Annotated in this window: 18 protein-coding genes; 1 reads left to right on the forward strand and 17 read right to left on the reverse strand. The window is 39.2% G+C overall.

Annotated elements, in window-relative coordinates; genetic code table 11:
- Window positions 1–186 (forward strand): hypothetical protein (locus BUA77_RS13700; RefSeq protein ID WP_278280551.1); only part of this gene is annotated, 186 nt, incomplete at its 5' end.
- 149 nt (window positions 187–335) lie between these two features.
- Here the strand turns inward: BUA77_RS13700 and BUA77_RS03425 are convergent.
- The 17 genes from BUA77_RS03425 to BUA77_RS03505 form a co-directional block, all read right to left on the reverse strand.
- Window positions 336–1,247 (reverse strand): phage tail protein I, encoded by a 912-nt coding sequence (locus tag BUA77_RS03425; protein WP_072887328.1) that lies wholly within the window; start codon window positions 1,245–1,247, stop codon window positions 336–338.
- The gene (locus tag BUA77_RS03430) at window positions 1,240–2,370 is read right to left on the reverse strand and encodes a baseplate assembly protein (RefSeq protein ID WP_072887330.1); all 1,131 of its coding nucleotides are present in this window, start codon (window positions 2,368–2,370) and stop codon (window positions 1,240–1,242) included. Before BUA77_RS03430 ends, BUA77_RS03425 begins: the two co-directional genes overlap by 8 nt.
- Window positions 2,357–2,686 carry a GPW/gp25 family protein gene (locus BUA77_RS03435; RefSeq protein ID WP_072887332.1) on the reverse strand — a complete coding sequence of 110 codons (330 nt, stop codon included), beginning with the start codon at window positions 2,684–2,686 and terminating at the stop codon, window positions 2,357–2,359. Before BUA77_RS03435 ends, BUA77_RS03430 begins: the two co-directional genes overlap by 14 nt.
- Before the next feature lie 5 nt (window positions 2,687–2,691).
- Window positions 2,692–3,093 carry a phage tail protein gene (locus tag BUA77_RS03440; protein WP_072887334.1) on the reverse strand — a complete coding sequence of 134 codons (402 nt, stop codon included), beginning with the start codon at window positions 3,091–3,093 and terminating at the stop codon, window positions 2,692–2,694.
- 1 nt (window position 3,094) lies between these two features.
- Window positions 3,095–3,565 (reverse strand): hypothetical protein, encoded by a 471-nt coding sequence (locus BUA77_RS03445; RefSeq protein WP_072887336.1) that lies wholly within the window; start codon window positions 3,563–3,565, stop codon window positions 3,095–3,097.
- Between the two features lie 3 nt (window positions 3,566–3,568).
- The gene (locus BUA77_RS03450; RefSeq protein ID WP_072887338.1) at window positions 3,569–4,867 is read right to left on the reverse strand and encodes a phage late control D family protein; all 1,299 of its coding nucleotides are present in this window, start codon (window positions 4,865–4,867) and stop codon (window positions 3,569–3,571) included.
- Window positions 4,864–5,076 (reverse strand): tail protein X, encoded by a 213-nt coding sequence (locus tag BUA77_RS03455; protein ID WP_072887340.1) that lies wholly within the window; start codon window positions 5,074–5,076, stop codon window positions 4,864–4,866. Before BUA77_RS03455 ends, BUA77_RS03450 begins: the two co-directional genes overlap by 4 nt.
- Window positions 5,069–8,512, reverse strand: coding sequence for a phage tail tape measure protein (locus tag BUA77_RS03460; protein ID WP_072887343.1), 3,444 nt, complete (start codon window positions 8,510–8,512; stop codon window positions 5,069–5,071). Before BUA77_RS03460 ends, BUA77_RS03455 begins: the two co-directional genes overlap by 8 nt.
- A 53-nt stretch (window positions 8,513–8,565) precedes the next feature.
- Entirely contained in the window at window positions 8,566–9,225 is a 660-nt protein-coding gene (locus tag BUA77_RS03465) for a hypothetical protein (protein WP_072887346.1), read from the reverse strand.
- A gap of 246 nt (window positions 9,226–9,471) precedes the next feature.
- Window positions 9,472–9,882, reverse strand: a complete 411-nt coding sequence (locus BUA77_RS03470) for a hypothetical protein (RefSeq protein WP_072887348.1) — start codon at window positions 9,880–9,882, stop codon at window positions 9,472–9,474.
- A gap of 57 nt (window positions 9,883–9,939) precedes the next feature.
- On the reverse strand, window positions 9,940–10,458 hold the full coding sequence (locus tag BUA77_RS03475; RefSeq protein WP_072887350.1) for a phage major tail tube protein: 519 nt from the start codon (window positions 10,456–10,458) through the stop codon (window positions 9,940–9,942).
- Between the two features lie 15 nt (window positions 10,459–10,473).
- Window positions 10,474–11,919, reverse strand: a complete 1,446-nt coding sequence (locus BUA77_RS03480) for a phage tail sheath family protein (protein WP_072887352.1) — start codon at window positions 11,917–11,919, stop codon at window positions 10,474–10,476.
- 3 nt (window positions 11,920–11,922) lie between these two features.
- The gene (locus tag BUA77_RS03485; RefSeq protein ID WP_072887354.1) at window positions 11,923–12,291 is read right to left on the reverse strand and encodes a hypothetical protein; all 369 of its coding nucleotides are present in this window, start codon (window positions 12,289–12,291) and stop codon (window positions 11,923–11,925) included.
- Window positions 12,285–12,770 carry a hypothetical protein gene (locus BUA77_RS03490; RefSeq protein ID WP_072887356.1) on the reverse strand — a complete coding sequence of 162 codons (486 nt, stop codon included), beginning with the start codon at window positions 12,768–12,770 and terminating at the stop codon, window positions 12,285–12,287. The genes BUA77_RS03485 and BUA77_RS03490 overlap by 7 nt, the downstream gene beginning before the upstream one ends.
- 15 nt (window positions 12,771–12,785) lie before the next feature.
- Window positions 12,786–13,343, reverse strand: coding sequence for a phage tail protein (locus BUA77_RS03495; RefSeq protein WP_072887358.1), 558 nt, complete (start codon window positions 13,341–13,343; stop codon window positions 12,786–12,788).
- Window positions 13,340–13,675, reverse strand: a complete 336-nt coding sequence (locus tag BUA77_RS03500; protein WP_072887360.1) for a hypothetical protein — start codon at window positions 13,673–13,675, stop codon at window positions 13,340–13,342. Before BUA77_RS03500 ends, BUA77_RS03495 begins: the two co-directional genes overlap by 4 nt.
- Window positions 13,675–14,730 (reverse strand): major capsid protein, encoded by a 1,056-nt coding sequence (locus tag BUA77_RS03505; RefSeq protein ID WP_072887363.1) that lies wholly within the window; start codon window positions 14,728–14,730, stop codon window positions 13,675–13,677. The genes BUA77_RS03500 and BUA77_RS03505 overlap by 1 nt, the downstream gene beginning before the upstream one ends.
- Window positions 14,731–14,741: the final 11 nt, after the last annotated feature.

Genomic DNA, 14,741 nt, shown 5'->3' on the forward strand with positions numbered 1-14,741 from the left:
ATTTGTGAAAGGTCTATTTCTCAACTAAAAAACTTTATTCAAATCAAATCATCTAAAGTTAGAAATACTGTTTCTTTAAAAGCTGATGTTTTACTGGCTTGTATTTCTCAGTTAGTTGCGTTTGTTTTAATGTTTAAGACTAACAATATCCACAATCCTCTTGCTATTAAATCTTTAATTGCTTAAGTTTTTTTAAACTCTATATCCTTTTTAAAAAGGTTTTACTGAACCTTTATTTAACTGCGTCTTTTTTTGAATATTACTGTTAATAACTCTTTCTATTTAGTAATTTCAACTCAATTTTTCTGTGGATAACCTTTCACTCTATTTTGCAACTACCTATAACTCTTACAAAGTGATGTGCCGCAACGTTTTACATTGTACTTGTACCCCTCTGCTGTAATTGATTGCGATATTCCGCCATCGTTAATGCTTGCGCCTGTGTTTCTTTGCGGCAATGTTCCCGTCTTTGCTTTCCTTGTCATTTCGGCGGTATATTTGAATCCTTCTGCTACTACTGGGGCATTTATGTTGCTTTCATGTAAAGCCGCTATGATTGAGCGATATGGAACGGTCCCTGCCGCTGGACTTGTGAATTTGAATCCCTCTGAATCCTTATGCAATTCAACATCTGATTCGCCAATTGCTCCTATTGTATTTCTTTGCGGCAATGTCCCTGCAATCTGCTTCCCTGTAATTCCGGCTTTATAATGGAACGCATTCGTCTCAATTCCTATTTCAAGTTTTACAGTGCATTGATAGATAAGTTCATCCATATGCGCACTTTTTCTTTTATACGAATCTACTGCTTTTTTTATTTCAAAATATCCCGCTCCTGCTCTCGAATGTGTTGTGTCTAATACAACCCGGAAAGAGAAAGGCTCCCCGTTATATTTAAACCATTCTTCTACATAACTATTGGGATGAAGGTTCCCCAGCGCTGTTTCAACTGCAAATTTTGTTCCTAACCTTTTATGGACCTTGACACTATCTTTAATCAAAGCCCGTTTTGCTTCAATTGGATAAGAATAATCGTACCAATCAACGTGCAAATCGTATGCTAAAATATCAAGCGCCTCTTCTTCCAGTTCATCAATTCTGGCATATATGATATTTTTTCGCGCCATCTTGCTTGTTTTTTGCAATTCTTCTCCAATTACTTTTGCAAGAGCAAGCATGTTTTCATCTTTTTTCAAACTTGGCGGCAGCATTCTCGTCAAATCAATATCGTAAATAGTATTATTCATCTTCAACCCCTCCATTTATTATGCTTGGGGGGTTTTGAAGCGTTGCAACCTTGTTTTCTTCCACAACTGCATGTGTTGGACTTGTTACTTCGACACGTTTTATTCCCGTTTTCATGAGCAGTGAAATCAAATAAGATGGGTTTATATCTCTTCCCATCTTCTCGGTTTGCCACTTCTTATATTCATTTACCGCCTTTTTAACTTCTTTTGATATCACCATACCACTGTTTGCACTTGGCTTCGGAATGTAGTACGTAAATTCGATATTAAACGGCACAACCTCTGGTGCTGACACCGTTACAAAATCCGTAAGAGGTCGTGTGTTATCTGCTGAAATAGCTGTTTCAACATCTTTCAAAACCTCTTCCCCGGGCAATTCTCCATCTTTTAGTAATACTCGTACATCTACAACTCCGCGTTCCGGTGAAGTTGCTGAAACGTCCGCTACTTGTGAAGAAGCTGTTTTGGCATGATATATATATGCACCTTCCGGTCCTGCTGTCGAAAAACTTTCCATACTTTCGCGCATTCGCTCGTAAAAAGCTTCGTCCGTTTCTCTTTCTGTACCTCCTGCGCTAGTTGTAATGTTTTCTACCTTTTCATAATATGGGAATAAATCAACAATTTGAGTTATTTGCCCCGGTATAAAATCGTTCCCTATTTCCCCAGCCTTTTGACATACCGCAAGTACATCACCGTATAATTCACCAGCTTTAATGTAAAGGTCCTCTATAGTTTCAAATGTAATTTCTCCATCAACTGTTACTCTTGTCCCTTTTGGCACGATTTGTTGCGAAGAAAGTATTGTTGATAAATAAAACCTAAATGTCGTTTTTGCCGCTTTTGCTTCAAGTCTGTATGTGTCTTTGAAAATTTCTGCAAGCGAATCCAGATACTCCCCTTCTGCATACCTCGGAATATTTTGTTTTGCTGATTCATCAATAATGACCCTTTCTTGTATGATTATATCGGCAACCCAAAGAATGAAAAGGCGTGTCGGGTCCGCGGGATATAGAGTTCTCCCGGTAAACATTTCATATGATTTTATCAAGCTGTTTACAAGCAATTCCGTATCTGTATCAACAAAGCTTATTTCTGGGTATTTCCTGTTATTCTCCGTCAACTATATTCACCTCCACCCGCGGAATGAGTTTCCCTGCTTTTGTTTCCTGCTCTTCCTCTACAAATGTAATGTTTTCAATTTCTGCTCTCGGCTCATATCTTTCAATTGCGTCCAGCACTTCTGTCACAAGAATTGCTTTCGCTACTGGTAGGGGTTTATCCAAAAAGCGTTGAGGAAGCCCGAAACCTCTGTCAAGCGGCACTGTAAATTGTGGCGTTGAAATAATCATTGCCACATTCTGCAAAACCTCTTCAACAACCGTTTCTGGTGCAAGGTTTATTTTTTTATTATCATTCGCCGTAACAATATGAGCCATCCTCTTCACCTCCTTACATATTCTTTTAGTGAAATAGATACTTTTGCAATAAGTAAATTTCCTTTGTTGTCAAACCTCTCTAAATCCTTCGAGGTTTTCTCTATAACCCATTTGTATTTCCCGTATGCTTTATTACCTATCACAAGACGCATAATTTTTCCTTTTCTCTCCGCGTCAAGAAGTTTATTTATTTCTTTAATAGGGTTTACTCCTAAAAACGCTGAAAAATTCATTTTAAATGAAATAGAATCCGCATTTCTTCCTGTAAATTCGAGTAACGTATCTTTTAAGTGCCTGTCATGAGTGGCATACTTTACGGAACTGTCCCATTTCATACCTTCAAATGTTTTCACTGTTTCTTTTGATACACTAAAAACTATATCTCCAAGTGTTCCTATGATAGCCACATCACACCCCTCCTATTACAAATCCATCACTTCCGCCGTTCGGCATGTATATACAAAGTACCAATTGACCTACATATGGAATCCACGGATATACTTTCACGATATGTTTATGTGTCTTTTCTTCAATCACTCCGGTATACGTGCAACTCCCTGTGCTTTCCGGAATAGATTCTTTCTTTTCATACTGGATTGTCTTTTGCAAAATAATAGTGTCCGGGTCCGTGTTTGTATAAATTTCACCTAGCCCAAACTTTCTGTCCGCTGTTGCGTATTGAGCCGTTAAATCCCACTTTTCGCCGTCAACCTCTTTTTCAATTGTAATTGTCGGGCTATTTTTAAGAATTTTTAACGGTCCAGAAACAAGGTTGTTTTTATCAGCGAACTTCACTCTTGCCGTTCTATTTTCTACATCAACCGAACTCACCGTGCCAACTCGCACCATATTTTTTAATACATTCAATTCCTCTTTCATTTATCAATATTCCTCCAATACACGGCGTAATTTAATGTTTACAGTGTACCCGCCTGTCAAATTATGCGTTGCGCTTTCGATGATATATTTTCCATCAAATGCGCCATACCCCACAACATCAACCGTTACCCCTGCAACTAGGTCCAAATCTCCAACGAGAGTAAACTCCGCGGTAAATTCTTTTTTATTTTTTTCTCTTAGTCTTTTCATTGCAAGTTTTCTGGCTTCTTCTCTGTCATTTACTTTCTCGTTAATTTCCAGAACTTGACCGCTACCCGGTGTATTTCTCGGCTGGTAAGTGTATTCAATTGTTTTCCCTGTTTTAGGGTCTGTATAACTAACATGACATTTATCATATGCCGTGTCATTGAAGTTTGTTGAAAATCTATAACTTTTCACATCTGATTCACCGCGTTTTATCTTTCTTATCGTGTCTTTTTTCTCGTATGTTGCAGCGTCAAATAGAACAATCGTTTTTGCTGTTACTTTTAGCGATATTCCTGCATTCTTGCAAAGTGTTTTTAAAAAAACAATATCAGATTGTTGCACTTGCTCTCTTCGGTCATAGTATGGATTGTATGCCGATTCAAACATACACTTCATGCCGTTTTTACTTGCAATTTCTTCTGCTATAGCTTTAAGAAAAATATTTTCCCACGCTTTGGTTTTTTTCTGCTTTCGTATTGTTGATGTATAAGGGATTGAAGTTCCTTTTAGGCTTACTTTAGCAGGTGGTCCGCTTCCATCCACGCTGTCTATTTCAAATAAACCACAATCAAGAACTTTATCCTTTCCTGTCGAATCCCAATTTTTCTGAACGATAAGTGCATGAATCATCGCGCCTTTTGCTCCACCGCTGTTTGTCATTGTTTCTCGTTTTGCCGAAATCTTTTCCACTTGATTTTCAGCAAACCACCCTCTTTTGTCAACATGAATTGGGTATGGCACGCCTTGTTTTATGTTCAACTTAGTAATTTTTCCTTTGTAGTTTGTCACAGCACTTCCCGGTGTTCCTCTTCCATAACTGCTATATTGAGGTTTACCATTCACAATTACTTCATCACCTATTTTCCAACCACTATTATTAGTCTCTGGTGTTCGGGGCTGGGCTGGCGTATTAAGCCAATCGTCCAGCCAAACCCCTTCCCTATCATCAAGCGTTAATTGCAAATCATCCGTTTTATCCTCTTCGTTATCAGTATAAGTCATTGACAAAAAATATTTGTTTACATCCGCGCTGATATCCACCCCCTCAAATTCAAGGCGTATTTCAACGCGTCTTGCCATTTCATTATTGCTCATACTATCCCTCTTTTCCACGGTGGCAGTTTCGCCGAAACCTCCGCTTCTATTTCTGGAATATCAATCACTATTCCTGCGGGGAAAATGGCGGTGTGACGATGTTGCAAATTGTTTTTTATGAGTTTATCGGTATATTTTTCATCTCCAAGCGTTTTATATGCTATCGTGTCCCACATATCGCCTAAAACCGTTGTATATTTTTTACTCATATCTTCCCCGCCTTTCGTCCTCTTCTTTTTTTCTTATTCTTTCTTCCACTTCGTTTAATAATTCCTCATTGTTTTTCTTCAACTTCTCTTCTAGGTCATTCGGTGCGTTACCGTCAACATGGATTGTCGGTTGGTTATGAATTGTTATTTTTGTTACGACTTGTGTTGAATCTGCTTTTACTGTTGGTGCTGTAACTCCTGCCGCCGTGCCTGTGCTATATGCAAGTTGAAGTTGCGGCAACATAGGTCCTCTTGGCACTGCCGCTCTTATAGAAGAAAGCATTGCTTGCAACATCGGTGCAAACATAACAACTTCTTTTACTTCATTGTAATTATTCTGCGTATTTGCTTTATTGATATTGTTGAATATTTTCCCTGTTTGTGCGGCTGTAAATACTTTTCTTCCTTTTGCATTGGTAATAAGTTCCGCACCTTTTTCACCAGCAATAAATGTGTCCGGTGTATAGTTTGACCCTTTTGCAAACATCGGAATTTTAGGAATGTTTAAATCAAACTTTTTCCCTCCGACCACCGGAACCCAATCCGGTATGTCAAAACCAACCTTGTTGATACTTCCTATAACTCCATTCACTATTGAAATAACGGCATTCAAAGGCGCTTTTACAATACCGCCCAATGATTGGAATATTCCTTTGAAAATATCTTTTACGCCTGTCCAAGCTTTTTCCCAATCACCTGTGAACACGCCCACTATGAAATTGATTATGCCTTTAATTGTGGTCAATAACCCCCCAATAACTTGCATTATCGTGTGGAGCGCCCCTGTGATAATTGATTGAATCATCGGCATTACCACACTAACAATATTCATAACCGCCGTTGCCACACCTTGAATTATAGTCCATAGTCCTTGAATAATACTCGCTATGGTCGGCGCCCATTCTGCAAATTTTTGTGCAATCATTGGAAGCACTGTCACGACTATAAAGTCGAAAATATCTGCTATTACTGGTTTTACATACGTGTCAACAAAAGTTATAAACTGTCCCACGATATTTCCTATTGTTTGGAATACTGTCACGAACCCATTTAAAAATTCAGCTAATGCCGGGTTATTTTCCCCAAATGTATCATTGATAAATTTCCTTATGTTTTGGATTCCTCCATCCGAAAATACATTCTTAATTGCATTACCGATGTTGCCTATCGTTGCAACTACTTTGTTAAATACTTTAAGTCCAGCTTCTCCAAATACTCTTTCTACAACACCTCTTACTCCATCTAGGTTATCGCGTAAAATCTGAATAGCAGAAATGATTAACATGACCACTCCAACGACCGGGAATATTTTCCCGAATATGCCGCTAAACGGTCCTAATATTGCGCCGCCTAAGTTCATGAGAGGTGAAATTAATTTCCCTATGCTCATAAACGGCTTCGCTACCATCATCCCTATTCTTCCAAGTGGTCCAGCAATTATCCTGCTTCCCACTCCACTAAATATTGATGTTATTCTGCCGCCCATTCCTCCAAATACGCCTAATATCCTACTGCCAACACCACCGAATATGCCTGTAACTGCATTCCCAATGCCAGAAAATATAGTTGCAATTCTTCCGCCACTGAATATTTGTCCAATCGCACTCCCAACACCACCAAGCGCACCTCTTATTCCTCCGAAATAATTTCTTAATCCTGCACCCGCTGTTGTCAATCTGCTTGAAAGTCCCATCGCTTCAACGCCTGCAACTGCCGCTCTCCCTCTAAACAATGAAAATACTTTTTGAACGCCTAGAACTCCGCCTTTTAATTCCAGAAATCCTAATTTTGCTGTTATCGTTGCAACTTTAAAAGCAAGAAGCCCAGCGGCAACCTTTGCTACCGTTTCAATTAATTCTGGATTCTTTTCTGCAAAGTCTGCAAATTTTGTGACCAATTCGGACAACTTTTCCGCGGCTTTCCCTACATATGGCAAGAATGTATTCCCCAAAATAACACTAAGTCTTGTAATACTATTTTTGGCTAGCTGTACTTTGTTTTCTGTTGTTCCTGCTCTTGAAGCGTATTCCTCTTCCATGCTTCCTGCGTACAAAGACGCGTCTCCAACTTTGTTCAATTGTTCTTCAAGCAAATTCAATTTTGTTAGCATAGGAGAAAGTGCCGCCACTGATTCTTCTCCGAAATAATTTTTCAGCGCCGCTGTTTTTTCTGCTTCTGGTAACTTATTAACCGCCTTCATAAAATCAAGAAGAGCGCCTTTTGCGTCTTTTTGCATGCGTTCCGCCAGTTCCGTTGCCGATATTCCCAGCTTATCAAGTACGGCTCTTTGTCTTTTGGTAGCGGCATTTCCCGCAGTCATAGTCGTCATTACTTTTTTGATACCTGTTGCGGCAACATCTTCACTTACTCCAACCGCGACCAACGTTGCTCCGAGCGCGGCAACTTCTCCACTGGCAAAGCCTGCCACTTCTCCCAACGGTCCAACTTTAGTAACAATTGATGAAATCTGCTGGGTATTCGCCGCTGATGTATTGCCTAAATAGTTTATTTTATCGGATAACTCCACAACTTGTTCTTGCGTAAGTCCAAACGATGTTCTCCACTTTGCCAGCCATTCTCCAGCTTGTGCCGCTGTCGTGTCAAAAGCAATACCCATTTTTGCGGCATCTGTTGAAAAACCGATTATTTCTTTTCTTGCAATCCCCGCTTGTCCAGCCGCCGCCGCAATTTCCGTTAGTTCTTTAGGTATCATAGGTATTTTTGTTGATAAATCAAGAATTTCTTTTTTCATTAAATAATATTCTTTTGTCAATTTCCCTGTTGTATCATCTTTTAATCCATCAACAACCTTTGCCACGTCCGCCATTGAAGATTCAAAATCTTTTGCGCTTTTTACAGGACCAGCATAGAACGCCGCACCTATTGCAGAAACAACGCCCACCGTGCCTACAAGCTGTGTTCTAGTGTTTGCAATTGCGGCGGCATTCTTTCTTTGGGCGGTGTTAATCCTGCTCAACTCTTCTTGACTTCTCTGCACTGATTGGTAACTTCTAGCAAGTCTTTCATTTGCCGTTTCCAAGTTGTTTGTATTTACACCTGCACTCCGCAATTCTTCGCCTAACTCTCCAAGGCGTCTTTCCTGTTCCTCTATTCGAGTGGTGGTTGCTTCTATCTGGCGGGCATTCCTTTCAAATCTTCTTCTTAAAGATTCAGAAGGTGTCTCTGTTTGGCTCATTTCCTGTTGCAATCTTTCATGTTCCGCAGTTAATTCCGCCAGTTTTTGCCTACTTTTTTCAACTGCATTCGATTGCTTTTTATATCCGTCTATTTTCCCAGAAAGAGAATTTATCCTTGTAAGAGTTCCTTGAAGTTGCCTTGTTGTATTCAATGCTGACGTAAATGAACTATTGAAATTTGAACCCAGCGCCGCTTTCAGTTTAAATAAAAGTTCATATTCTTTTCTACCACCCGCCAAACTCCCACCTTCTTTCATGCAACTAAAAAGCAACCTACCTCAAAAGGTGGTTGCTATTTTCCATTATGGCTTTTTTGTTTTTTTACCGGTGTTGTGAATGCTTTTTCAACACTCCAATCATATTTGTATATTCTATTCAACAATACATTTCGTTTAAATCCTAATGTCTTTTCCCATTCTGTTATTGTCTTTGTTTCTCCATTGTATGTGATATTGATATTATTTCTTGTGTTATTGCATTGAGTTTCCCAATCGGTCCATCTGCAATTTTCGGGCGAATATCCCTTATCATTATCTATTCTGTCAATACTTAAATTTTCTTTGTATCCATTAGATATGGACCATTTTTTAAACACTTGAAAATCTTCTTCCCATTCTTTACATATTGTTATCCCTCTGCCTCCATAATTTTTGAACGCTTGGGAATTAGGATTCTTCACTCGTTGTCGCATAGCTATCCAAATTTGATATAGTTTTGTCTTGCTTTCGCCAGTGTTGTCTTTTTTTATGTTGTATCTTGTGATTTTTTCACGGCGTAAACACCCACAACTTTTTGCGCGTCCATTGCGTAAATTCCCTCTTGTAACAAGCACTACTTCACCACAATCGCATTGACAATACCACCTTGCGTGATTGGTTTTATCATTTTTTCCTCTTTTTATCACAACAAGTTTTCCAAATCGTTGTCCAGTTAAATCAATTAGCTTTGCCATAGCTTTGCCTCCCTATTTCACTCTTTATTTAAAATACTACAAAAACTCAAGCGCGTTGGCAAGCGGTTCGGTATAGCACCTCTTAAAAAATTTATTTTCCTTTATCCTCTTCCATCGCGCTATTAATATCCTCAATCCACATAATAAGTTCTTGTATTCTCATATCTAAGAAAAAAGGAATAGGGGTATATGTTGCCCTAGCCAATCGGAAACTTTGTTGTCTGAACCATTGTCCGGGTTTAACTTTTAGTAACCCGCATTGATTAAAAAATCGCGCGCGGCATTTGTAATTTTATTAAATTCCGGAAGCGGTAAGCATTCCAATGCGTCCGTTCCGATATTTCCAGCTTTAGCCGCCATCCTGCATTGAAACCCTCTTGAAATTTCTGGTGCAAGCGCGTATTCTCCCATAGCCTGCATTTCCCCCTCTATACTTATCATATCTTTTCCAGTTAATTTGTCGAAATAGAAATTCAGCTTTTCAAATTTCTTCCCTTCGTATTCAAACGGCTTTTTAAATTCATGCACATAAACGCCGTTATTCCCTTCTGTTGCTTTGTTTTTCTCTTTCGATGTATTTACCTGTCCATTTGTTTTTTCTTGCCCTGTTCCCACTCCTGTGCCTTCTGCATTAATATTTTTGATTTCTCCACTCATTGTTTTTTCCTCCCTTTTTTATTCGGTTAAATTAAAACCAGCGGTTGTTGCCGCTGGTTATTTTCCAAGTGCTTTTCTTACATCTGCCAAATAATCTGTTCCATTGACAAGATAAATGAAATTTAATATATCAACTTCAAGTACCTTTTCACCGTCAATGAATGTAGCCCAATACGTCACCGCATATTCTCCGCTTGCCTCTGCCGGTGAAGCTGGCGCAACTTTCCCCGGATTGAGTTTCTTTGGTTTTACAACCATAACATGCTTAATTGGTGTTACGGTAGTTTTCCCAGAAACAGTGTCTTTTCCTTGCTGTGCCACTCTTAAATCAATTTGATGGTCGCGCGGTTCAAGAAGCGCCACCGCGTCTTTTACAAGTGTTCTGAAATTCAGTGTCAATGTCATTGCTTCAAGATGTCCCAAAACAACACTCTCAAAAGTTCCGCTGATTCCTGCGCCTTTTACTTCTTCCGTTAAGTTTGAAATTTCCGGCAATGTTACTTCTGCCATCCCGTAATATTCTGTTGAATTTTCATATACCGCAAAGTTAATTACGGCTTCGTTTACTTTTGGCATACTCTTTTACCCCCTTTACGCTTTAAATGCCGCCGAAACATAGTTCGCGTCATATTCTAAAATAAATTCAAGTTCTTTCGCTGGGCTAGGTGGTGTCATGTAAATATGGAATGTTGCTTTTCCACTCATGAGTGCTGTTGTGCTGTTTTCTTTGTCTCTAAACTCAACCCTACCACCAAGCAACTTTTCTTCCGATGTAAGCCCATTCAGCCATATGTTAAGGCTGTCAATAATCGAATCAATTAATCTTCGATTCAATTTGTTATCTATCTTCGACCAATATGTCAAGATTACACTGTTTGAAACCCATCCAAACATACGAGAAACGCAAATAAAATGATCTTTTACGTCTGTACTAGCTGGGAAGCAAGCCGTTTCATTTCCCCATAAAACAAAGCCCCCAATAAAATTGAGTGCCGTAACAATACCATTTGAATTGAGGAAGTTTGCTTGCTGTAAATCAAGCGCGACTTCTGTTCCATCCGCAAGAACTGTGCTATTAATTTGCAATAACTTGTTAGATGGGCTTTCGCATGGACTATCTCCATTTTCTATATCAACCTTTGTCATAAGTCCTGCCGCTTGCGTTGACATATGGAATACTTTTTCTCCTAATTTACACATCGGGAAGCAAAGTATTTGAGTTTTAACATTGATATTATTGGCTTTTTTCCAAGCCGGCGCGTCTGCATAATGCTTTGTTGACGATGTGTCTACATCTATCAGCGCTTTCCCTTCAAATATTCCATTAATATTTTGGGCTTTACTGCTCATAATCGCCGCAACTTCTGCTTTGTGTGACCATCCCGGGCAAAGTATAATGTCCGGAACTATACTGAACAATGGAAATACCTTGTCTATCAATTCAAACCCTGTAGTCTCTTTGGTTTCAACATTAAAACCGCCTATGATTTCCGCGTCTGTCACCATTGATGGGTCAACTTCATCATAAGCAATATTTAATTTCGTTGCCGCTTCTGGTATAGTTCCGCCGTCAAGCACTTCAAGGACCAGTTTCCCGCCATCATAAAACAAATCATAATCCGTTTCAATTGTGTACGCCTCTCCTGTTCCTGTTTCCGCTTTAACGACTACGGTACTTTTAATTGCTTCAAATGGCAAATAAACCTTGCCTTCTGTCAATTCCAAGTCTGCGGCGGCAACTGTCTTTTTATGCTTTGTTGGGTCAAGCACATTGACAAAGATAACCGGACTTACACCGTATAACTTGTAATGTGAATACATCACTTCGCAAAGGCTGTATTTCGCCCAATCGTCACTATAACCAAGCTCCGCAACTGCTTCACTGTAGTTATTACCGAGAATAGGCACATTTGTTTTCCCACTCACCGTATGCACTGGCGCCGTTCCTACTACAAAAGCAATGCCGCTTCCTGCTGTCACCGGAGTTGAAACCGATGTTTCAATTTGTCGCGTTTTTACGCCGTGATAAAATGCCATTTTCTATTCCTCCTTATTTTCACCCATCGCGGAAACTATATCATCATAATATTTGTTGATGATATTCCCGTGTGTCTGGGTTTTTTCTTTTAGTTCCCCAAGTTTCCCAACCGGAACAATCAAACGTTCCACTTGCGGGTATTTTTCTATTACTTCTTTGTAATATTCTTTAATGCTTTCTATGCCACCACATAGGACTGTATTGCTCTTTAATCTTCCACCGGGCAATGATGGTCCTATATATACAAAATGCTGGCATTCCTTGCCTTTTACTGTATTGGCTTTTACTTCTGTTTTTTTAACCTCTTCCCTTTTCTCATTGCTGGTAGAGGTTGTTGTTTCCGTTGGATTTTCTTTTCTTTTTGCTACCATATATTTTTAACCTCTCTTTCTATTTCTGGCATTTCCCAAATAGTGAGCATTTCACCCATATAGTACGGTGCGGTATCATCTGGATATACAATGTATTCAAGCGGTTTTTTAATCAAGAATTGTTCACCTACAACCCCATCTTTTAACAACGAAATACGTATTCGTGTTAATACATTCAAAACGTCCATTGCCCCTTCGCCGCCATCCTCTGAATACGTCGCCACAATTATTCTTATTTTGCATTCACTCTCCGCACTTTGTCCTTCTTTTTGTTCATCTTTTCCAGTTAAAAACTGTAAAAGTATATAAGGAATACGCTTTGTTTCACCTTCCTTATCTGGCAAACGCATTTTATGAACTTCTGCTGGGCGTTCTTTAGCTTCTTCGCTACTTGATTTTGTACGAACCGAAAGAATAATATCTTTCGTGTGTTCCTCAATATATTTTTTTAGTTTTTCAAGTAATACAACCGCCGTCATGCTTCAACCTCCTTATTAAACATAACCGTTTAGTATTCGGCTTATTTCATGTTCAATACGTTTATTCACCGTCTCTTGTGTGGCAGCTTCAACCCTTTGCAAAACCTCTTCATTTTCCATCATATGGGCTGTCGATGGTCCAAAAAGTTGTTGTGATGTTTCACGCTTTCTTGTCATTCTCTCGAATACACCAACGCCATACCTTCCTAAATTTGCAACATATGCTGATTGCAACCTTTTTGCGCCTTCATTCTTCAACACCGAAACGCTTACAACTTTCCTTTTGGGTTGGCTTGGCGTCACCTTGAATTTAATTAATGGTATTACTGCGCCACCAAACTCAATTTGTCCTTCCAGATTGCTTGAACTCGCCCGCTTTACCTTCATGTTTCGATTGCTAGTAATGTCTTTCTGTTTTATACGGTACGTTTCTCTAATCATTTTACCGGATTTTGAACGTACCGTTGCTAATCCTCTATTTATCGTGCTGTAAAAGACTTTATTCGGGGCGTTTTTTATTCCGCCAAGTATTAAATTCACTCTTTCTATTTGTTGATTTGTTATTTCAATCATTCATCCAAGCTCTCCAAATCAAGAATTATTTCGCCCGCTTCATTTCCTACTTTTACAATATTGAAAATATCGTCCCCAATCTCTATACTCGCGCCCTGTCTTGGCATAAAGTTTAAATCACTAAAAGCAACATATAACTTGACATCAACACGAAAAATGCCGCCTGCATTATCGCTTGACGGCTTTTTCCTGTCTTGTGCGCCCTCGTAATCAAGAATTACAGGAATCGTGTGATATTCTCCATCGTAATAAATTTCCATTTCTTCCGCAAATTCATCCGTATTGTGGAAAACCGCTTTTACATCACGCTTCATTTGTTCTTTTAGATTCATTACAGAACTTGTGCAACAAACCAGCTATCGACTTCGTGAGGAATTGGAAGCGGGTTACTGTTAAGCTGTAAAAATCTGCGTGATGGATTTCTTTCAATCCAAGAATCCGGAACTCTCTCTCCTTCTACTGTAATGAAATTCTTCGTATTTTCATCGAGTAGTGTAACTGCTCCATAGTACATAGAGTAATTCGCTCCTGTAGAAATAAGAGCAAGTGTTTTTTCTGGTACAAGTGGTTTTTGCTCTGGCGCTTCTGGATTTGTCCAATCGTCCAAATACCATTCATTGTAAGTATAAATGTCCAAACCTTCTGCGTGAAGAGTACCTATATATGTTGTACCGTTTGGAAGTTCGCGTGGTTTGATAGACGCAAGGTCATAACCTTTTGTATCAAGTATTTTTTGCACTTTAGGGTGATTAATAAATGCCGTCGCAACATCATCTGACATTACACACACATCGCAATTTACAAAGCCGTTTTTTTGAACTTGCTTCCTCCATCTTTTCAAGTCTGCAATCGGGTCTGATGTTTCAGCACCCCATTTTTTAGCCGCTGTTGTGATAGTTTCTTTGTTCGTAAAACTAAAGTCAATTACTTCGTTGATTCCATCGCCAACAATCGGAATCGTACCCGTGAAAATCGCTTGCGCGCACATCCATTCTTCACGCCTTACAATCATTTCGTTAAGCTCCGTGAAATCTCTCGCAAGTTTTTCAACTACTCTTTCTGCTGGACTTTTACCTCCATATATACTTTCACCCGGCATTCTTTGCATAAGGTCGTCCACTGTCGTAATTTTGTTTGGCGCTACAAGTGGCGGCGTATAAGATTTCGTTTGATATCCACTATTTGGAATCGTCTTGCCTCCAATTTTTCTATGAACAAATGGCGCAAGCGCTCTGTTCCCTTTTTTAAAATCTACATCAACGCTTTTTGTTGTAAAAGTCTGAATGTTTTTAAAGAATGTCGTTCTAAAAAATGTATGCACTTTCGGCATACGCGTAACAACCTTCCCCATAGTACGCGGTTCAAAAATACTTATTTCATTTGCCATTTTCTATTCCT

The sequence above is a fragment of the Tepidibacter formicigenes DSM 15518 genome (assembly GCF_900142235.1).
Classification (GTDB): domain Bacteria; phylum Bacillota; class Clostridia; order Peptostreptococcales; family Peptostreptococcaceae; genus Tepidibacter; species Tepidibacter formicigenes.